This window comes from Serratia sp. MF1(2023) (genome assembly GCF_030954545.1).
GTDB classification, from domain to species: domain Bacteria; phylum Pseudomonadota; class Gammaproteobacteria; order Enterobacterales; family Enterobacteriaceae; genus Serratia; species Serratia sarumanii.
The window spans coordinates 97,196-117,843 of record NZ_JAVHUX010000048.1; the positions used below are offsets into that span (position 1 = coordinate 97,196).

Here is a 20,648-nt window from a genome sequence, read left to right on the forward strand (position 1 = left end):
GTGGGCTTTTTACGCCGCGGCTCGCGGTTGATATTTCTGAGCCGGGGAGAAAAAAGAAAACCTTCATCAGCGCGCTCAGCGCAATAGGTCGGCCGGCGGCGAATAGCCTCCGCCCTGGCCGCATCGCCGCTGAGACACAACATGCGGGCAGGTAAACATGAAAGACTTCCAACAAGAAATCCGTGATATTTCCGGCTGGTTATCGAAAATCGGCGCCGACCCCAGCGGCGGCATGACGCGTCTGCTTTATACCCCGGAATGGATCGAAGCGCAGCACGCGCTGAAAACCACCTTCGAGGCCGCCGGACTGCGCACCCATTTTGATGCGGTCGGCAACCTCTTCGGCCGGCTGGAGGGCAGCAAATACCCCGACCAGGTGATTCTCTCCGGTTCGCACATCGACACGGTGGTCAACGGCGGCAACCTCGACGGCCAGTTCGGTATCGAAGCCGCCTTCATGGCGATCAAACACCTCAAAGACACCTACGGTCCGCCGCTGCGCAGCCTGGAAGTCATCGCGCTGGCGGAAGAAGAAGGCAGCCGCTTCCCTTATGTGTTCTGGGGCAGCAAGAACATCGTCGGCCTGGCCCGGCGGGAAGACGTGCAGCACATTACGGACGCCAAGGGCGTCGGCTTCGTCAACGCCATGCACGACGCCGGTTTCGATTTCCCTCCGCCGCATCAGCCGCTGCGCAGCGACATCGCGGCCTTCGTCGAGATCCATATCGAACAGGGCAAGGTGCTGGAAACCGAAGGCAAAACCATCGGCGTGGTGACCAGCATCGTTGGCCAACGGCGTTATGACGTGCGGCTGCAGGGCGAAGCCAACCACGCCGGCACCACCCCGATGAGCTACCGCCGGGATACCGTGCACGCCTTCAGCCGCATCTGCTGCGAATCGATCGCCAAGGCGCGCGCCGAGGGCGACCCGCTGGTGCTGACCTTCGGCAAGGTGGAGCCGAAGCCGAACACCGTCAACGTGGTTCCGGGCTTCACCCACTTCACCCTCGACTGCCGCCACACCGATCAGGCCGCGCTGCTGCGTTTCACGCAGGAGATCGAGCAGGATATCCAGCGCATCTGCGCCGAGATGGGCATCGAGGCCGAGATCGATCTGTGGATGGACGAAGCGCCGATCCCGATGAACGAACAGCTGGTGGCCTGCGTCAGCCGCCTGTGCGAAACGCAGCGGCTGAATTACCGCATGATGCACAGCGGCGCCGGACACGACTCGCAAATCTTCGCCCCGCGCGTGCCGACGGTGATGATGTTCGTGCCGAGCATCGCCGGCATCAGCCATAACCCGGCGGAAAAAACCGCCGTCGCCGATTTGAACGAAGGGGTGAAAATCCTGGCGCAGACGCTGTATCAGCTGGCCTACACCGAACAGGGGGCCGAGGCATGAGCAACGACATCGACCCGCGCTACTGGAAAAAGATCGTCGTCGTGCTCTGTCTGGGCTGGGCGGTGATCTGGATCTATCGCACCGTCCTGACGCCGATCTTCCCCGAGATCCAACAAACCATCGGCGCGCACTCCAATGCGGAAATGGGGCTGATCGCCAGCTTCTACTTCTTCGCCTACACCGGGATGCAGATCCCGGCGGGCATCCTGGTGGACAAATTCGGCAAGAAGGTGGTGCTGATCCCGGGCTTCTGCCTGTTCATCATCGCCACGCTGCTGATCGGCAACGCCACCAGCCTGACCATGGTCTATGCCGGCAGCCTGCTGGCGGGCATGGGCTGCGGCTCTTATTACGGCTCGGCCTACTCTCTGTCGTCGGAGAATATCCCGCTGGAACGCCGTGGCCTGGCAACCGCGGTGATCAACAGCGGCTCGGCGCTCGGCATGGCCATCGGCCTGATCGCCTCCAGCCTGCTGGTGAAAAGCTTCAACATGAACTGGCAGATCATGCTGTTCATCATCACCGGCCTGCTGGTAGTGATGACGCTGGTGTTCGCCGTGGTCATCAAAGGCTCGCAGCCTCACGCCGCGGCGGCCGTCAGCCAGACCGTTGCGCCGACGGCTGCCGAGCCCGAGGAGGACGGCCAGTCCAGCGGCCTGTTCAGCCTGCGCATGATCTCCGCCTACGCGATGTACTTCGCCACCTGCTACGGCTACTACATGATAGTCACCTGGCTGCCCTCGTTCCTGCAGCAAGAGCGCGGCTTTGAAGGGGTGGCCATCGGCTTCTCCTCCGCCCTGGTGGCGTTCGCCTCGGTGCCGGGCGCGCTGTTCTTCAGCCGCATGTCCGACCGTTTCCGCAACAAGAAGGTGCAGCTGATCATTTTCCTCGAGCTGTGCGCGGCGGTGATGCTGGTTTGCACCGTCATTTCGCCGGACTCCACCATGCTGCTGATCAGCCTGATCCTGTACGGGTTGCTGGGCAAGCTGGCGGTCGATCCGATCATGATCTCCTTCGTCGCCGACAACGCGCCGAAGAAAGGCTATGGCACCAGCTTCGGCGTGTTCAACTTCTTCGGCATGTCCTCGTCGGTGATCGCCCCCTTCCTGACCGGCGTGATCTCCGACAGCACCGGCTCCAAGGTGATGGGCTTTTACATCTCCGCCGCCATCCTGCTGGTGGGCACCGCCATTTTCTTCACCGTCAACGTCTTGATGAAACGCACTACGCCAACCCGAACGGCCACCGAGGCCTGACGGCGCTTTTTTACCGGGCGCCGCCGCGGCGCCCTTTCAACGATCAGGAGAATCAACGTGGGTTACTTCAACAATCAAACCGGATATCCAACCGACATTCTGTCAACGCGCGCCATCATCAAACGCGGCAACTATGCGCTGATCCCGCCGAACGGCCTGGTGCGCAACGTCATTCCCGGTTTTGAAAACTGCGACGTCACCATCTTGTCGACGCCGAAATTGGGCGCCACCTTCGTCGATTATCTGGTAACGCTGCACGACTGCGGCCGCAACACCAAAGGCTTTGGCGGCGAAGAGATCGAAACCTTCGTGTACGTCATCGACGGCGCCATCACCGCTTCCGCCGACGCCACCGACTACCCGCTGACCGCCGGCGGCTATCTTTACTGCCCGGCGGGCGTCACCCTGCGGCTGGAAAACGCCAACGGCGGCCAATCCAGCCGCCTGTTCCTCTACAAGCGCCGCTACCAGCGCATCAAGGGTTACGAGGCGCACGTGGTCAGCAACAACGTCGCCAACCTGGAAAAGATCCACTACGAAGGCATGAGCGAGGTGATCCTGCAGGATCTGCTGCCGAAAGATCTGGGCTTCGACATGAATATGCACATCCTCTCCTTCGCCCCCGGCGCCAGCCACGGCTACATCGAGACCCACGTGCAGGAGCATGGCGCCTACATTCTCAGCGGCGCCGGTGTGTACAACCTGGACAATGAATGGATGCCGGTGAAGCAAGGCGACTATATCTTCATGGGTGCCTATGTGCAGCAGGCGGGCTATGCGGTGGGCCAGGAAACCTTCAGCTACATCTACTCCAAGGACTGCAACCGCGACGTCGAGCCGTAAGCGCTTCGCCGCCAAAACCAAGGCCACCTGCTCGCGCAGCGTGGCCTTCTTTTTTATCCCAATCGCCGGCCGATGCGCATCGCGCGGGCGACGTTGGCGGCGCTGCGCTGCAGGTTGAGCTCCCCTTGCGACAGCGCGGCCTCCAGCGCACTCAGGCGCGGCAGAATGCTGAACATCGCGTCTATTCCCTGCGCGTGCAGCGCCTCCGCCCCTTCCTCCACCACGCCGGCCAGCGCGATGACCGGCAAACCGCGCGCCCGCGCCAGACGGGCGACGCCGGACAGCGCCTTGCCGCCCAGCGTTTGGCTGTCGATGCGCCCTTCGCCGGTGATCAACAGATCGGCCTCCGCCAGCGCCTGCTCCAGGCCCAGCGCCGCCATCACGATCTCGATACCCGGCTTCAGCGTTGCGCCGAGAAACACCTGGCAGGCGATCCCCATGCCACCCGCCGCCCCGCCGCCGGCGACGTGCCGCACGTCGCGCCCGGTGCTCTGGCGGATCACCTCGGCATACTGCGTCAGGCCCTGTTCCAACTGCGCCACCATCGCCGCCGTCGCCCCCTTCTGCGGCCCAAACACCGCCGCCGCACCGCGCGGCCCCACCAGCGGATTGTCTACGTCGCAGGCGACCTCGATCCGGCACTGCCGCAGGCGTGCGTCCAGCGTGCCGAGATCGACGCCGCTCAGCGTCGCCAGCTCGCCGCCGCCCCACGGCAGCGCCTTGCCGTCCGGGCGGTAGAAGCGCCCGCCCAGCGCCTGCACCATGCCGACGCCGCCATCCACCGTGGCGCTGCCGCCGATGCCGAGGATCAGGTGGCGAATGCCCTGATCCAACGCATGCCGGATCAGTTCGCCGGTGCCGTAGCTGGTCGCCAGCAGCGGGTTACGGCGCGCCGCCGGCGTCAGCATCAATCCGCTGGCCGCCGCCATTTCGATCACCGCCGTCTTGCCGTCGCCGCTGATGCCGTAAAACGCCGCCACCCGTTCCCCCAGCGGCCCCGTCGCCGATACCGTCACCTTACGCCCGCCGGTGGCGGCCACCAGCGCGTCCACCGTGCCTTCGCCGCCGTCGGCGATCGGCAGGCAGACGCACTCGGCATCGGGATAAACCTCGTGGAAGCCGCGCGCGATCGCCCGCGCCGCCCGTTCTGCGCTGACGCTTTCTTTAAATGAATCCGGTGCAATAACAATTTTCATGCTGCCTCCTTTATTCGAGACGAAATAAAAATGGCCATGCCTTCCCCCGCTGAAATAATCAGATGAGAAATGCATGGCGAAATAAAATAAAACTGTTGCCGACTATTTAATGAAGATGAAGGGAAGCGTTATTTATTGACCCATTTCGCCGGCACGCTGTAGGTTAATATCGCCCCCAGTATCATCATTGTCGACAAGACGCACATCGCCGCCAAATTGCTGTGGGTCAGCTGTTTGAAATAGCCGATGATATAAGGCGAAATAAAACCGCCGATGTTGGCAATGGAATTGATGAGCGCAATGCCCGCCGCGGCGCAGGTGCCGGTAAAGATGGCGTTCGGCAGGCTCCAGAACAGCGGCGACGGCACCAGGCTCGACGCCACCGCCACGCACAGCGCCGCCATCACCACGTGCTTGTTATCCGGGAACAGGCCGATGAAGATCAGCGACACCGCGGCGATGCAGAACGGCACGATGATGTGCCAGCGCCGCTCGCGATGCTTGTCCGAACTGCGCGCGGCCACCAGCATCGCCACCACCGCCAGCATGTACGGCAGCATGGTCAGCAGGCCGATATCCATCACCGAGGTCACGCCGGTGTCGCGAATGATGGTCGGCACCCAAAACGCCAGCCCGCCCTGGCCCATCACGGTGCAGAAGCAAATCAGCCACATTTTGGTGAACGCGGACGATCTCAGCATGCTTTTCATCGTCCACTCCTGCCCGCCGGCGGCGCCCTGGCGCGGCGCGCTCTGCGCCATATCCTCTTTGATCAGCGCCTTCTCCTGCGGGCTGAGCCACTTGGCGCTCTGATAGGTGTTATCCAGGAAACAGAAGATGACGATGGCGATCAGCAGCGCGCGCGGGCCGCTGATAAAGAACAGCCACTGCCAGCCGGAGAGATTCATCAGGCCGTTCATGTGCTCGATGATCCACCCGCACAGCGGGCCGCCGATGATGTTGCTGACCGGGATACCGCACACGAACAGCGCGGTCATCTTGGCGCGCTGGCTGGACGGGAACCACAGCGTCAGATAGAGGATCACGCCGGGGTAGAAGCCGGCCTCCGCCAGCCCCAGCAGGAAACGCGCCAGGTAGAATTGCCAGGGGTTGGTGATAAAGATGCTCAGCATCGAAATCGCCCCCCACACCACCATCAGCAGCGCGATGATCTTTCTGGCGCCGTAGCGGCTCAGCAGAATATTACTGGGTACCCCGGCGATGATATAGCCGATGAAAAACACCCCGGCGCCCAGCCCGTAAACGGCTTCGGCCATCGAGACATTGCCGTTCAGAATATCGGGCATCATTTGAAATTTCGAGAACGAAATGCCAACCCGATCGAGATAACCGACGATATAGCTCACTAATAAAATGGGCATAATGCGCCAGGCGATTTTTCGATATAAACGGTTTTTGTCAGGGGCGGTAAGAATATCTTTATCAATAACAGCATTATCGGTTGCCATATTCAGTGTCTCCTCGGTTGGCATCCTGCTTTTTACTTTTTATTGTGCTGAATCATTTTTTATTGGATTGGCGGGGGACCCTCTTTATTTATCATAAAGAGGGCGTTATTAATGTCGAACATCTCTGATTCTAACGATAAGCCGGCGAATTAAATGCCGGGGGTACTCTTAGCCGGCCACCCGGTGGTTGCCCATGATCTCCAGCGCCCGCACCAGCGCGGAGTGATCCAGTTCGCCGTCGCCATTGGCGGCGCAGACGTTGAACAACTCCTGGCAAGTGGCGGTATTCGGCAGGCTGAGCGCCAGCGCCTTCGCGCCCTGCAGCGCCAGATTAAGATCCTTCTGGTGCAGCGAGATGCGGAACCCCGGCGCGAACGCCCGCTTGATCATCCGCTCGCCGTGCACCTCCAGAATACGCGACGAGGCGAAACCGCCCATCAGGGCTTCGCGCACCCGTGCCGGATCGGCGCCGGCGCGCGAGGCGAACACCAGCGCCTCGGAGACCGCTTCGATGGTCAGCGCCACGATGATCTGGTTGGCGACCTTGCAGGTTTGCCCGTCGCCGTTGCCGCCGATCAGCGTGATGTTCTTGCCCATCAGCGCCAGCAGCGGCTGCACCCGTTCGAAGGTCGCTTCCTCGCCGCCCACCATGATGGTCAGCGTGCCCTGTTTGGCGCCCACTTCGCCGCCGGAAACCGGCGCGTCCAGGTACTGGGCGCCCAGCTGGTTGATGCGCTGCGCGAACCGCTTGGTCTCCAGCGGTGAAATGGAGCTCATATCCACCACCACTTTGCCGTTCAGCTTGCCGGCGGCGCAGCCGCGTTCACCGAACAGCACCTCCTCCACCTGCGGCGTATCCGGCACCATGATGAAGATCACGTCCGCCTCATCCGCCACCTGCTGCGGATCGCCGCAGGCAATGGCCCCTTGCTGCAACAGCGCCGCCGGCACCTCATGCCGGGTATGGGCGTAAAGCGTGTGCCCGCCCGCCAGCAGCTTTTCCGCCATCGGCGCGCCCATGATGCCCAGACCGATAAATCCCACTTTCATTTTCATCTCCTCAAGACAGGTATTTTTTAATCCATGACAGGCCGCTTTCCGTGGTGGTGAGCGGTTTGTATTCACAGCCGATCCAGCCGCGGTAACCCATGCGATCCAGCTGCGCGAAGATAAACTCGCAGTTGATTTCGCCGGTGCCCGGTTCGTGCCGCCCCGGGTTGTCGGCGACCTGAACGTGGTCGATCTTCGCCAGCAGGCGCTCGAGGGTCTGCGTCAGCTCTCCCTCCATGCGCTGCATGTGGTAAAGGTCGTACTGCAGATACAGGTTGGGGCTGCCGATCGCTTCGATCAGTTCGATTGCCTGCCGGGAGGTTTGCAGGTAGAACTGCGGCATGTCGTAGCGGTTGATCGGTTCGATCAGCAGGCGGATATTCTGCCGCGCCAGAGCGTCGGCGGCGTAGCTCAGGTTCTCTTTCACCCGTTCGTCGGTGGCGTGGCGGCCGACGGCGGGATCCGGATTGCCGATCAGGCAGTTGATGCGATCGCAGCCCAGCGCCTGCGCATACTCGATCGCGCGCCCGACGCCGTCGCGGAACTCCGCTTCGCGCCCCGGCAAGCAGGCGATGCCCCGTTCGCCCGCCGCCCAGTCGCCGGCCGGCAGGTTGAACAGCACCTGGCTCAGGCGATGCGCCTCCAGTTCGCTGCGCAGCGCGGCGATCGGGTAGTCATAGGGAAACATGTATTCCACCGCGCTGAAGCCCTGCTCCTTCGCCCGACGGAAGCGCTGCATGAAATCGACTTCGGTGAACAGCATGGACAGGTTGGCTGAAAATTTCGGCATGGTAAGGCTCCTCAACGATAATCAAAGAAGTTGACCGAGGTCGGCGCGTCTTCCGGCGTTGCCGCCACCGGTTCGAACTCGTTGACGTTATCCAGCTCGGTGCCCATGGAAATATTGGTGACGCGCTCCAGGATGATTTCCACCACCACCGGCACCCGGTGCTGCTGCATCAGTTCCTGGGCCTGACGGAACGCCGGCGCGATCTCTTCCGGTTTGAACACCCGCAGCGCCTTGCAGCCCAGCCCTTCCGCCACCTTGACGTGATCGACGCCATACTCGCCAATCTCCGCGTTGTTGATGTTTTCAAACGACAGCTGCACGCAGTAATCCATATCGAACCCGCGCTGCGCCTGGCGGATCAGCCCCAGGTAGGCGTTGTTCACCAGCACGTGGATATAGGGCAGCTTGAACTGCGCGCCGACCGCCAGCTCTTCGATCATGAACTGGAAATCATAGTCGCCCGACAGCGCGATCACCTTGCGCTGCGGATCGGCGGCGCACACGCCCAGCGCCGCAGGCAGCGTCCAGCCCAGCGGGCCGGCCTGGCCGGCGTTGATCCAGTGACGCGGCTCGAAAACGTGCAGCATTTGCGCGGCGGCGATCTGCGACAGCCCGATGGTGGTGACGTAGCAGGCGTCGCGGCCGAAGGCACGGTTCATCTCTTCATACACCCGCTGCGGCTTGACCGGCACGTTGTCGAAGTGGGTCTTGCGCAGCAGCGTTTGCTTGCGCTGCAGACAGGCGGCGCACCAGGCGTCGCGATTCGGCAACTCGCCGCGCTCGAAGCGGCGCTTTGCCGTGTCCACCAGCATTTGCAGCGCGATGCGCGCGTCGGAAACGATGCCCAGATCCGGGCAGATCACCCGGCCAATCTGCGTCGGCTCGATATCGATGTGCACCACCTTGCGCCCGGCGGTGTACTTGTCCACCGAGCCGGTGTGGCGGTTGGCCCAGCGGTTGCCGATGCCGAACACCAGATCCGAATCCAGCAGGTTGGCGTTGCCGTAGCGATGCGAGGTTTGCAGGCCCGCCATGCCCGCCATCAGCGGGTGATCGTCCGGAATGGCGCCCCAGCCCATCAGCGTCGGGATCACCGGCACGTTGCAGATCTCCGCCAGCTGCTGCAGCAGATCCGCCGCATCGGCGTTGTGAATGCCGCCGCCGGCGATGATCAGCGGCTTTTTCGCCGCGCACAGCAGATCCAGCGCTTTGTCGATCTGCATCTGGGTGGCCGCCGGCTTATAGGCGGGCAGCGAAGAGTAGGTGTCCGGATCGAACTCGATCTCCGCCATCTGCACGTCGAACGGCAGGTCGATCAACACCGGGCCCGGCCGGCCGGAGCGCATCAGGTGGAACGCCTGCTGCAGCACACGCGGCACCAGCGCCGGCTCCTGCACGGTGACCGCCATCTTGGTCACCGGCTTGGCGATCGATTCGATGTCTACCGCCTGAAAATCTTCTTTGTGCAAACGCGCACGCGGCGCCTGGCCGGTGATGCACAGAATCGGGATCGAGTCGGCGGAGGCGGAGTAAAGGCCGGTGATCATGTCGGTGCCCGCCGGGCCGGAGGTGCCGATGCACACGCCGATATTGCCGGCGGCGGCGCGGGTGTAGCCTTCCGCCATGTGCGAGGCCCCTTCCACGTGCCGCGCCAGGTAGTGTTTGATGCCGCCGTGCCGCCGCATCGCATCGTAGAACGGGTTGATCGCCGCGCCGGGCACGCCGAACGCGGTGGTGATCCCTTCTTTTTCCAGCACGTGCATTGCCGCGTCTACCGCTCGCATAATTGCCATGTGATGCTCTCCTCAATTTATTGGAAAATTTTTCCAACTTAAAATTACGCTCAAAAAAACCCGTTTGCTCATCAAACGGGGAGTCTTGCTCCGCGCCGGTTCAGCCCGGCGCGCGACGTTTACGCCTTGCTGCGCGATTCGCCCAGCGCGGCGCTGATGTCTCTGGCCACTTCACCCACCAGTTCGCCCAGCTCCTTGAACCGCTCCTTGCCGACCCGCGAACTGGGCCCGGAGATGGAGATAGCGGCGATCACGTTGTTGTTGCGATCGAAAATCGCCGAAGCCAGGCAGTTCAGGCCGAGCGCGTGCTCTTCATCGTCGATGGTGTAGCCCTGTTCCAGCGACTGATGCAGATCCTTGCGCAGCAGGTTCACGCTGGTCAGCGTCTTCGGCGTATAGGATTGCAGCCCCGAACGCACGATCAGATCCAGCATCTCCTCTTCCGCCAGCGGGTACAGCAGCGCCTTGCCGGCGCCCGAGGCGTGCAGCGGCAAGCGGCTGCCCAGCGGCGCGCACATGCGCACCATAGCCTGGCACTCGCATTGGCGAATCAGCACCGCGTCGAAATTGTTGCGGATCGCCAGGTTGGCGGTCTCGCCGGACAGCAGCATCAGCCGGCGCATGAACGGCCCGGCCACCGATACCACGTCGCGATCGTTCATGTAAGCGGAACCGACGGTGAACGACTGAATGCCGATATGCCACCAGCCCAGCTGTGGATCCTGAAAGACGAATTCCGATTTCTCCAGCACTTTCAACAACCTGAAGGTGGTGGAAAGCGGCAGCTCCAGCTTTTCGGACAGCACGGAAACCGACGAACTCCCCCCGGCGTTGGCCAGGTACTGGAGGATCTCCAGCCCGCGATCCAACGCCTGCGCCCCTTTGGTGGCGCCGGCTTCGGTGGCGGGTCGTCCTTTCCTGCGTAATTCGGTCATTCAAGCTTCCTTTGTCAGTGACGGCATGGGTGACGCTATGATAAACGCCCAGCGCGGCGTGCGGCCAGCGCTATGCCAAAACTATGCGATACGGCTCCGGCAAGCGGCTGACCACGCAGTTGTCGGCGCCCGCGCGGTCGATGGTGAAAAAGTCGGTGACCTTCGCATAGGCGAACAGCGGGTGGTGCCAGACATTGCGATGATAGTTGATCCCCTGTTTGCCGTTGGTGATAAAGGCGCGCAGGGTGCCGACGGGGATGGTTTCGCCCGGTTCGGCGACGATCACCACGAAGCGTTCGCCGTTCATCGGCACAAAGGTCTGCGACGAGAGCGGATGCTTTTCCAACAGGGAAAAGGTCATCGGCAGATCGCAGGGTTCCGCCCGGTTGATGCTGGCCAGCACCCGGTTGCCGTCGGACACCTCTATCCTGGCGAGATCGTGATAACGCTCGGTTTTTCCGTCATTGATATGAAAGAAACGCGAGCCCTCTATCTGCAATACATCGCCGTAAGGCGCAAAGGCCGCCGGCGTTAATTCTTCGATGACTAAATCCATGTGATTCTCCCAAGCGCATGACCCAGACGACGATTGAACGGCGATATTTCACCCAACGCCTTCACTCTAGACAGCGCGTGGTGAATTTGACAGCATTTTTTTGGAAAATTTTTCCACAACAAGATCGCCAGCACACTTTATGATCGAAGAGCAATATTAGTTTCCTTAAATCAATGAATTAAAAAACCGCCTAATCCATCATCGGGCAAAATGGGGCGGCGCGCGTTCATCGCTGTCGGGTGATTCTGTGACCGGGATCGTGGGGTTGCGCTTTGCCGCTGCCTATCGCACCGCAACATCAGTAGATTCTTCTCACCGATAACCGAAAAGGCGGTGTCAGCCAAGGACCCCTCATGCTGGATCACGAAACCATTCGTTCGTTTATCAAGGTTGCCGAGTGCCAAAGTTTCTCCCGCGCGGCGGAGCTGCTGCACAAAACCACCGCCACCATCAGCTACCGCATCAAAACGCTGGAAGAGAGCATCGGCACGCAGCTGTTTATCCGCACCACCCGCACCGTCAACCTGACGCCGGCCGGAGAGTATTTGCTGGAACGCTGCCGCCAGTGGCACACCTGGCTGGACGCCATGCCGGGCGAGCTGCGGCAAATCAACGACGGCGTAGAGCATCAGGTGAATATCGTGATCAACAACCTGCTGTACGACGCCGCCGCCGTAGCCGGGCTGTTAACTCACCTGCACGACAAATACCCGTTCACCCAATTCCACATTTCCCGCCAGGTGTACATGGGCGTGTGGGACGCGTTGCTGAATGAGGATTGCCATCTGGCGATCGGCGCGGCGGGCAATGAATCGCTGGAAAACAGCATCAAGGTGCTGCCGCTGGGCAAAATAGAGTGGGTGTTCGCCATCGCGCCGACGCACCCGCTGGCCGCCGCCGCCGATCCGCTGAACGAAACGCAGCTGCGCCCTTACGCCGCGATCAACGTCGAAGATACCGCACGCCATTTGGCCAAGCGCACCGCCTGGCTGCTGTCGGGCCAGCAGGAAATCAAGGTGCCGGATCTGCGCACCAAGCTGGAGTGCCATCTGCGCGGTCTCGGGATCGGTTTCCTTCCGCGCCGGCTGTGCCAAACTTATCTGGAGAGCGGCGAGTTGGTGGCCAAACAGCTCAAATACCCGCGCCAGTCTTCTCCCCTGTCGCTGGCCTGGTCCGATGCTCGCGGCGGCGAAGCGGTGCGCACCCTTATCAACCTGTTCCAGACGCGAGATCCGCTGATCGCGGGTTTGATCGGCGCTCTGGATTAAGTCTCGGTATCGGTAGGCATTTTTCCGGCGCTGACGTAATATCTGTTTACATATGTCTGACAGGAGGTTTGCATGCTTACTTTTATCCCCATCGTGATCGTCGTCGCGCTGATTGTGGTGTTCGCCGGCGTCAAAATTGTGCCGCAGGGGTTCCAATGGACGGTAGAACGCTTCGGCCGCTACACCAAAACGCTGATGCCGGGCCTGAACCTGGTGGTGCCGTTCATGGACCGCATCGGCCGTAAAATCAACATGATGGAACAGGTGCTGGACATTCCCTCACAGGAGGTGATTTCCCGCGATAACGCCAACGTCGCCATCGACGCGGTGTGCTTTATCCAGGTGGTCGATCCGGCCCGCGCCGCCTACGAGGTCAGCAACCTCGAACAGGCGATCGTCAACCTGACCATGACCAACTTCCGCACCGTGCTCGGCTCAATGGAGCTGGACGAAATGCTGTCGCAGCGCGACAGCATCAACAGCCGCCTGCTGCACATCGTCGATGAAGCGACCAATCCGTGGGGGGTGAAAATCACCCGTATCGAGATCCGCGACGTGCGGCCGCCGGCGGAACTGATCGCCTCGATGAACGCCCAGATGAAGGCCGAACGGACCAAGCGCGCCGACATCCTGGAGGCAGAAGGGGTGCGTCAGGCGGCCATTCTGCGCGCCGAGGGGGAGAAACAGTCGCAGATCCTGAAGGCCGAGGGCGAACGCCAGTCGGCATTCCTGCAGGCGGAAGCGCGTGAACGCGCCGCCGAGGCCGAGGCGCGCGCCACCCAGCTGGTGTCGGACGCCATCGCCAGCGGCAACATTCAGGCGGTGAACTACTTCGTGGCGCAGAAATACACCGACGCGCTGCAGAAGATCGGTTCCTCCAACAACAGCAAGGTGGTGATGATGCCGCTGGACGCCAGCAGCCTCCTCGGCTCTATCGGCGGCATTACCGAACTGCTGAAAGAAAGCAAAGGCAAATAATCATGCTCGAACTGATCGCGGCGAATCCGCTGTGGTTTTGGCTCTCCCTCGGGGGCGTGTTGCTGGCGGCGGAAATGCTCGGCGCCGGCGGTTACCTGCTGTGGAGCGGCGTGGCGGCGCTGTTGGTCGGCGTGCTGATCTGGCTGCTGCCGCCGCTTTCCTGGGCGTGGCAGGGCATGATCTTCGCCGTCCTGACCGTCGTCGTCGCCTATCTGTGGTGGTACTGGCTGCGCCGGCGCCCGGCGGCCGCATCCGGCGGTTCGCCGGTGCTCAACCAGCGCAACCGCCAGCTGATCGGCACTCGCGCCACGCTGACGGAGCCGATGCACAACGGCATGGGGCGCATCAATATCGGCGACAGCAGCTGGCGCGCGCAGGCGGCGGAAGATCTGCCCGCCGGCACAGAAGTGGAAGTGGTAGCGGTGGAAGGCGTCACGCTGGTGATCCGCGCCATCGGCCGCTAATTTGAACGACAGCATCCTGCCAGGTTGTTGATGATGGGGCACTCCGCCCCCTCGTCGCCCGGGCATTGGTCGGCCAGCGTCACCAGGCGCTGGCGCATTTCGCCCAGTTCGCTGATGTGCCTGTCGATCTCCGCCACCTTCTGCAGCGTGCGCGCCTTCACGTCGGCGCTGTGGCGGGCCGGATCGTTGAACAACGCCACCAGCTCGCGGCACTCGTCCAGGTTGAAGCCCACCTGCCGCGCCTGGCGCAGCAGCGTCAGCTCTTCAACGTGCCTGGCGGAATAATGGCGGTAACCGTTATCGCTGCGGATCGGGGCGGTAATCAGCGCTTTCTCTTCGTAAAAACGAATCGTTTTGCTGGTTAACCCGGTTTTTTTCGCGACGTCGCTAATATTCATTTTCCCTCCTTGACCTTACCCTTGCTGGAAGGTTTAAGCTCCATTCTTAGTGAAAACAGGTCCGGCGGTCAACCTTTAAACACCGCCGTTTAAGCAAGGAGTTCAATCATGTCACACACCACTATGCTGGCATTGCAGGGGCTGTCCTGCATGAACTGCGCGCAGCGGGTGAAAAAAGCCCTGGAAAGCCGCAGCGATGTCGAACAGGCGGACGTTAACGTGCATTACGCCAAAGTGACCGGCGACGCACCGGACAGCGCGCTGATCGACAGCGTGATCGCCGCCGGTTATCAGGCCGAAGTCGCGCCGCACGCCGATACCGAACTGCAGCTGAGTGGCCTGAGCTGCATGCACTGCGTCGGCACCACCCGCAAAGCGCTGGAAGCGGTGCCGGGCGTGTTCGCCGCCGACGTCGCTATCGACAGCGCGAAAGTGTACGGCGATGCCGATCCGCAGGCGCTGATCGCCGCGGTGGAAGATGCCGGTTATCACGCCAGCGTAGCGGGCGCCGCCGCCCCAAAAACTGAGCCGTTGACTGACGCAACACCTTCGTTGCCGGACGTTCAGCCAGCGGCGCAATCTCCCCTTCCGGCAACCGACGGCGCGGACGACAGCGTACAGCTGCTGCTCAGCGGCATGACCTGCGCCAGCTGCGTCAATAAAGTGCAGCAGGCGCTGCAAAGCGTTCCCGGCGTTGAGCACGCGCGCGTCAACCTGGCGGAGCGCAGCGCGCTGGTGACCGGCGCCGCCGATGCGCAGGCGCTGGTGGCGGCGGTGGAAAAAGCCGGCTACGGCGCCGAAATGATTCAGGACGAGACCGAACGCCGCGAGCGCCAACAGCAGACCGCACGCGCCAACATGAAGCGCTTTAGCTGGCAGGCGGCGCTGGGTCTGGCGTTGGGTATCCCGCTGATGGCCTGGGGGCTGTTCGGCGGCAGCATGACGCTGACGCCGGAAACCCAGCGCCCCTGGCTGCTGGTCGGCGTCATCACCCTGGCGGTGATGGTGTTCGCCGGCGGGCACTTCTACCGCAACGCCTGGCGCGCGCTGATGAACGGCAGCGCCACCATGGATACCCTGGTGGCGCTCGGCACCGGCGCCGCCTGGCTCTATTCGATCGCCGTCAACATCTGGCCCGATTTCTTCCCGATGGAGGCGCGCCACCTCTATTACGAGGCCAGCGCGATGATCATCGGTTTGATCAACCTCGGCCATGCGCTGGAACAGCGTGCTCGCCAGCGTTCTTCGCAGGCGCTGGAGCGGCTGCTGGATCTGACGCCGCCTACCGCACGGCTGGTGACCGACGACGGCGAGCGCGATATCCCGCTGGCGGAGGTGCAGCTCGGCATGACGCTGCGGCTGACCACCGGCGATCGCGTGCCGGTCGACGGTGAAATCGTGCAGGGCGAAGTCTGGCTCGATGAAGCGATGCTGACCGGCGAAGCGGTGCCGCAGCAGAAAGGCCCCGGCGATACGGTGCATGCCGGGACGGTGGTCGACGACGGCAGCGTGCTGTTCCGCGCCGCCGCCATCGGCAGCCAAACTACGCTGGCGCGCATCATCAAACTGGTGCGCCAGGCGCAGAGCAGTAAACCGGCGATTGGCCAACTGGCCGACCGCGTTTCGGCGGTGTTCGTGCCGGCGGTGGTGGCGATCGCCCTGTTCAGCGCGGCGATATGGTACTTCTTCGGCCCGCAGCCGCAGCTGGTCTACACGCTGGTGATCGCCACCACGGTGCTGATCATCGCCTGCCCGTGCGCATTGGGATTGGCGACGCCGATGTCGATCATCTCCGGCGTGGGCCGCGCGGCGGAGTTTGGCGTGCTGGTACGCGACGCCGACGCCCTGCAGCAGGCCAGCCAGCTGGACACCCTGGTGTTCGACAAAACCGGCACCCTGACCGAAGGAAAGCCGCAGGTGGTGGAGATCCTGACCTTCAATCAGGTCAGCGAACGGCAGGCGATCGGCTGGGCCGCCGCGCTGGAGCAAGGCTCCAATCACCCGCTGGCGCGCGCCATCATGGAACGCGCCGCCGGGCAAACGCTGCCGCAGGTGGCGCAGTTCCGCACCCTGCGCGGCGCCGGCGTCAGCGGGGAGATCGACGGCGTGCAGTTGCTGCTGGGCAACGCCGCGCTGCTGGAGCAGCATCAGGTCGCGATCGCCGAACTGGAAGCGCCGATGCGCGACCAGGCCGAACGCGGCGTGACGCCGGTGCTGCTGGCCGTTGACGGTAAACCGGCCGCGCTGTTCGCCATTCGCGATCCGCTGCGCGAGGACAGCGTCGCGGCGCTGCAGCGCCTGCACCAGCAGGGGTATCAGCTGGTGATGCTGACCGGCGACAATCCGGTGACCGCCAACGCCATCGCCAAAGAGGCCGGTATCGATCGGGTGATTGCCGGGGTGCTGCCGGACGGCAAAGCGGCGGCGATCAAACAGCTGCAGGCGCAGGGCCAACGCGTGGCGATGGTCGGCGACGGCATCAACGACGCCCCGGCGCTGGCGCAGGCCGACGTGGGCATCGCGATGGGCGGCGGCAGCGACATCGCCATCGAGACCGCCGCCATCACCCTGATGCGCCACAGCCTGCACGGCGTGGCGGATGCGGTGGAACTGTCGAAGGCCACGCTGCGCAACATGAAGCAGAACCTGTTCGGCGCCTTTATCTACAATACGCTGGGCATCCCGATCGCCGCCGGCGTGCTCTACCCGCTGACCGGCACGCTGCTCAGCCCGGTGGTGGCGGGCGCGGCGATGGCGCTGTCGTCGATTACCGTGGTCAGCAACGCCAACCGGCTGCTGCGTTTTAAACCCAGGAAGTGATCTCAGGGGCGCCGTCATGGCGCCCCGCCGTTTTGCGGGCTTTCCTGCGCGGCGGATAGCGTTTAGCATGAATGACGATTTTCCCTCGCCTTTCATGCTGAAACGCGCACCCGTTATTCAGGAGCCACGCCGTATGGGTCAACTGTTACGCCGCCTCGCCGCCTTTCTCGGCCTGATCTCGCCCAAACGATACGCTTATCCGGCGCTGGACATCACTCTGCCGGGCGATCGTCGGCTGCATCTGGTGGGCAGCATCCATATGGGCACCGTCGATATGTCGCCGCTGCCGGCGCGGCTGGCCGCCCGGCTGCAGCAGGCCGACGCGCTGATCGTCGAGGCCGATATCACCGGCGCCGCCTCCCCTTTTGACCACGCAGAACAGCAGCCGGCGCTGGAACAGCGCCTGTCCGCCGAAGAATATCAACGGCTGCTGACGCTTTGCCACGAGCTGGGCGCCGATCCGCACGCCTTCGCCACCCTGCCCGGCTGGCAGGTGGCGCTGATGATGCAGGCGCGCCAGGCTCAGCGTCTGGGGCTACGGGCGGAGTACGGCGTGGACTATCAGCTGCTGCAGGCCGCCCGCGCGCATGACAAACCGGTGATCGAGCTGGAAGGGGCACAGCAGCAGTTGGCGATGCTGGAACAGCTGCCGGAAGGCGGCATCGCGCTGCTGCGCGATACGCTGGAGCACTGGCACACCAACGCGCGGCTGCTGCAAACCATGGTGAGCTGGTGGCTGGACGCCAAACCGCGCGGCACGCTGGACACCCTGCCCGCCACCTTCAGCGCCGGGCTGTACGATGTGCTGATGCATCAGCGCAATCGCGACTGGCGGCATCAGTTGGAGGCGCTGCCGGCGGGTGACTATGTGGTGGCGGTTGGCGCATTGCACCTGTACGGCGAGGATAACCTGCCGGCGATGCTGCAGCCACAGGGCTAAAAAAGAGGCCAATATCGCTATTGGCCAGTCAAAGAGGAATTTCTTGTATTGTAGTTATACGCATAGCAACCGTGTTAACGGTTACAACAAACAGGGTAGCAACCCGGTGAATATCTTGGCAACCCGCTTTATGTAACAGCCGCTCAGGTTGCCGGGCGGGTTGGATTTTTGTATTTTTAAGGCTGGTTATCACCCCTTCCCCGTTAGGGACATTTTGGACAATACATTATGACGCCCGCAGTCGTTCTGCTCGAGAAACAAAAGGTCACCTTCACCCTTCATCCGTATCACCACGACAGCGACGAAACCAACTTCGGCGACGAAGCGGTGAGAAAGCTGGGGCTGGATGCCGATCGGGTTTACAAAACGCTGCTGGTGGCGCTGAACGGCGACGCCAAACATCTGGCGGTGGCGGTCACGCCGGTCGCCACCCAGTTGGATCTGAAAAAGGTTGCCCGCGCGCTCGGCGCCAAAAAGGCCGAGATGGCCGATCCGCAGCTGGCCCAGCGCGTCACCGGGTATCTGGTGGGCGGCATCAGCCCGCTGGGGCAGAAAAAACGGCTGCCGACGGTGATCGACAGCCCGGCGCAAGCGTTCGCCACCATCTACGTTTCCGGCGGCAAACGCGGGCTGGACATCGAGCTGGCCGCCGCCGATCTGTGCCGCCTGCTGGCCGGCAGCTTCGCCGACATCGCCAAGCGCGACTGACGCCGCCTTCTCAGCGGCACACCACCGTGGCGTCACAGGCCGCCAGCGTCTCGACCAGGCGATCCTCCAGCGCTTTCACCTCTGCGCCGGGCACCAGGTAGTTGTTGCTGATGATGGCGAACGCCAGCGGCCGCCCGGCCGCCGAGTCGACATAGCCGCTGAGCGACGATACCCCGGTCATGGAACCGCTCTTGGCGTGGGCGCGGCCGGCAGCCGCGCTTTTCACCATGCGACTCCGCAGCGTGCCGCCCACCAGCAGCCCCGGCTGGCCCGCGATGGGCAAGGCGTTATACCACTCGGCGAACCACGGCTGTTTTCTGGCCGCCAGCAGCAGCGTCGTCAGCTGCTGCGGCGTGATCTGGTTCATGCGCGACAGCCCGGAACCGTCCACCTGGCGGTACGCGCCGGCCTCGATGCCCTGGCTTTGCACAAACCGGCCGATCGCCTGCAGGCCGGCGGCCCAGTCCCCCTTGCCCTGCGTCTTGCGGCCCATCGCTTTGGTCAATACCTCGCCGTAACCATTGTTGGACACTTTCAGGAAGGTGACGGCCAATCGGGAGAGCGGCGGCGAGGTTTTTTCCGCCAGCAGCCGGGCGCCCGCAGGGGTCACGCCTTCTTCAGCGTTGCCGCGCAGCGTGATGCCGTGCGCGCGCAGGGCATTTTGCAATAAGGCGCCAACCACGCGGGCGGGCTGATCGACGGTAATCAAGCGTGAGCTGGCCTCCGCCTGCGCGGCGACGGTGCCGCTGACCACGATTCGGTTGCTGCCCGGCTGGCGATCGAACGTCAGTGCGGTGTCGCCGCCGGTGGTGGTGCGGTTGACCAGCGTCACCGCGTCATTGGCGGGATAGAAACTCACCCGCCCTGGCGCACCGGCGCGGGCGCCCGGCTGCACGTCCACCCGCACCACGTTGATATCGCCGCCGGGGGTAAAGGCGTAGTTCAGCGCCGAGATCGGCGCGGCGAAGGCGAAGGGTTCGTCGTCCCAGCTCCAGCCGGCGCCGAATGGCGTTTGATCGAACGCGCTGGCGTCCAGGATCAGCCGCCCATGGATATGGCGAATGCCACGCTGCGCCAGCGTGGCGGCGAAGGTGTCGAGATCGTCCGGGTGCAGCGTCGGATCGCCGCTGCCCTGCAGATAGAGATCCCCCCGCAAGGTGTCGCCGCGCTGCTCGCCGGTGGTCAGCAGCCGGGTTTCAAACCGGTAATCCGCCCCCAGCACGCCGAACGCCGCCAGAGACGTGAACATCTTCATGTTGGAGGCCGGCGCCAAACGCTGCTGCGCGTGCGCCTGATACAGCACGGTGCCGCTCTCGGCGTCGCGCACCATCACGCCGTTCGACGCCCCAATCAGCGCCTTGTCCTGGCCGAGGGCCGTCAGCGCCTGGCTAAGCGTTTGCTCATGACGTTGGCCGGATGACGAACACCCCGCCAGCGCCAGGATGGCGGGCAGCAGCCAGCCTGCGGTTTTCACCATGTCATCTTCCTGCTTGCGTTATCAAAACCAAATTGCCGCTCAGGCTATCATTAGAAGGCGGCGACGTCCTGTTTTCCATTCGCTGAACAAAGATTTTTGCCTGTTGATATTATAAAACAAACAATAATAAGAATTGCTAAACAATCCAGGCAATAAAGTTTGAATATGAACTATATTATGTGAAACAACCTTTAATATAATGTTAATGTTTTTAATGTGTCGTGTTGACAATATACAAAGCCAAAGCTATCGTTACTCCCCATTAAAACCCACAACCTATTATTAATAACAATTTACTTATA

At 62.6% G+C, this 20,648-nt stretch carries 18 protein-coding genes; 9 read left to right on the forward strand and 9 right to left on the reverse strand.

The features are described from left to right. Positions 1–157: 157 nt before the first annotated feature. Genes allC through allE form a run of 3 tightly spaced genes read left to right on the forward strand, consistent with a single transcriptional unit; the run spans position 158 to position 3,504 of the window. Positions 158–1,405, forward strand: coding sequence for an allantoate deiminase (gene allC / locus REA38_RS23505; protein ID WP_308886728.1), 1,248 nt, complete (start codon positions 158–160; stop codon positions 1,403–1,405). After that, complete coding sequence (locus REA38_RS23510; RefSeq protein WP_308886729.1) at positions 1,402–2,661, forward strand: MFS transporter; 1,260 nt, start codon at positions 1,402–1,404, stop codon at positions 2,659–2,661. The genes allC and REA38_RS23510 overlap by 4 nt, the downstream gene beginning before the upstream one ends. A gap of 57 nt (positions 2,662–2,718) precedes the next feature. After that, the gene (gene allE, locus REA38_RS23515) at positions 2,719–3,504 is read left to right on the forward strand and encodes a (S)-ureidoglycine aminohydrolase (RefSeq protein ID WP_033637377.1); all 786 of its coding nucleotides are present in this window, start codon (positions 2,719–2,721) and stop codon (positions 3,502–3,504) included. A 53-nt stretch (positions 3,505–3,557) separates the two neighbouring features. Here allE and REA38_RS23520 read toward each other — a convergent pair whose 3' ends face one another. The 7 genes from REA38_RS23520 to REA38_RS23550 all read right to left on the reverse strand — a co-directional run bounded on the left by REA38_RS23520 (position 3,558) and on the right by REA38_RS23550 (position 11,293). Further along, positions 3,558–4,700 carry a glycerate kinase gene (locus REA38_RS23520; protein WP_308886731.1) on the reverse strand — a complete coding sequence of 381 codons (1,143 nt, stop codon included), beginning with the start codon at positions 4,698–4,700 and terminating at the stop codon, positions 3,558–3,560. A gap of 128 nt (positions 4,701–4,828) precedes the next feature. Beyond that, positions 4,829–6,082, reverse strand: a complete 1,254-nt coding sequence (locus tag REA38_RS23525; RefSeq protein WP_223307168.1) for an MFS transporter — start codon at positions 6,080–6,082, stop codon at positions 4,829–4,831. 255 nt (positions 6,083–6,337) lie between these two features. Next, positions 6,338–7,219: a 2-hydroxy-3-oxopropionate reductase gene (glxR, locus tag REA38_RS23530; protein WP_033637374.1), complete on the reverse strand. Its 882-nt coding sequence runs from the start codon at positions 7,217–7,219 to the stop codon at positions 6,338–6,340. 10 nt (positions 7,220–7,229) lie between these two features. Next, entirely contained in the window at positions 7,230–8,009 is a 780-nt protein-coding gene (gene hyi, locus REA38_RS23535) for a hydroxypyruvate isomerase (RefSeq protein WP_047568952.1), read from the reverse strand. A gap of 11 nt (positions 8,010–8,020) precedes the next feature. Then, positions 8,021–9,802: a glyoxylate carboligase gene (gene gcl, locus REA38_RS23540; protein ID WP_049213828.1), complete on the reverse strand. Its 1,782-nt coding sequence runs from the start codon at positions 9,800–9,802 to the stop codon at positions 8,021–8,023. Positions 9,803–9,921: 119 nt separating this feature from the next. Next, positions 9,922–10,737: an HTH-type transcriptional repressor AllR gene (gene allR, locus REA38_RS23545; RefSeq protein WP_015376892.1), complete on the reverse strand. Its 816-nt coding sequence runs from the start codon at positions 10,735–10,737 to the stop codon at positions 9,922–9,924. Positions 10,738–10,807: 70 nt separating this feature from the next. Beyond that, positions 10,808–11,293 (reverse strand): ureidoglycolate lyase, encoded by a 486-nt coding sequence (locus REA38_RS23550; RefSeq protein WP_101427862.1) that lies wholly within the window; start codon positions 11,291–11,293, stop codon positions 10,808–10,810. 353 nt (positions 11,294–11,646) lie between these two features. Here REA38_RS23550 and allS point away from each other — a divergent pair, with 353 nt between their 5' ends. From allS to REA38_RS23565, 3 genes are all read left to right on the forward strand, one after another. Continuing rightward, positions 11,647–12,561 carry an HTH-type transcriptional activator AllS gene (gene allS / locus REA38_RS23555; protein ID WP_033653232.1) on the forward strand — a complete coding sequence of 305 codons (915 nt, stop codon included), beginning with the start codon at positions 11,647–11,649 and terminating at the stop codon, positions 12,559–12,561. 72 nt (positions 12,562–12,633) lie between these two features. After that, positions 12,634–13,539: an SPFH domain-containing protein gene (locus tag REA38_RS23560; protein ID WP_004940203.1), complete on the forward strand. Its 906-nt coding sequence runs from the start codon at positions 12,634–12,636 to the stop codon at positions 13,537–13,539. A 2-nt stretch (positions 13,540–13,541) separates the two neighbouring features. Continuing rightward, positions 13,542–14,003, forward strand: coding sequence for an NfeD family protein (locus REA38_RS23565; RefSeq protein WP_033637369.1), 462 nt, complete (start codon positions 13,542–13,544; stop codon positions 14,001–14,003). Here REA38_RS23565 and cueR read toward each other — a convergent pair. Further along, positions 14,000–14,401, reverse strand: coding sequence for a Cu(I)-responsive transcriptional regulator (cueR, locus tag REA38_RS23570; RefSeq protein ID WP_033637368.1), 402 nt, complete (start codon positions 14,399–14,401; stop codon positions 14,000–14,002). The two genes, REA38_RS23565 and cueR, sit on opposite strands and share 4 nt — an antisense overlap. A 108-nt stretch (positions 14,402–14,509) precedes the next feature. Between cueR and copA the strand changes: the two genes are divergently transcribed. The 3 genes from copA to ybaK all read left to right on the forward strand — a co-directional run bounded on the left by copA (position 14,510) and on the right by ybaK (position 18,869). Then, entirely contained in the window at positions 14,510–17,221 is a 2,712-nt protein-coding gene (copA, locus tag REA38_RS23575; RefSeq protein WP_308886734.1) for a copper-exporting P-type ATPase CopA, read from the forward strand. Between the two features lie 133 nt (positions 17,222–17,354). Further along, positions 17,355–18,161 (forward strand): TraB/GumN family protein, encoded by an 807-nt coding sequence (locus REA38_RS23580; protein ID WP_043146751.1) that lies wholly within the window; start codon positions 17,355–17,357, stop codon positions 18,159–18,161. A gap of 228 nt (positions 18,162–18,389) precedes the next feature. After that, a complete protein-coding gene (gene ybaK / locus REA38_RS23585; RefSeq protein WP_049272291.1) occupies positions 18,390–18,869 on the forward strand; it encodes a Cys-tRNA(Pro)/Cys-tRNA(Cys) deacylase YbaK in 480 nt (159 codons plus the stop codon). A 10-nt stretch (positions 18,870–18,879) separates the two neighbouring features. Here the strand turns inward: ybaK and dacB are convergent, their stop codons facing one another. After that, positions 18,880–20,346 carry a D-alanyl-D-alanine carboxypeptidase/D-alanyl-D-alanine-endopeptidase gene (dacB, locus tag REA38_RS23590; protein WP_308886735.1) on the reverse strand — a complete coding sequence of 489 codons (1,467 nt, stop codon included), beginning with the start codon at positions 20,344–20,346 and terminating at the stop codon, positions 18,880–18,882. Positions 20,347–20,648: the final 302 nt, after the last annotated feature.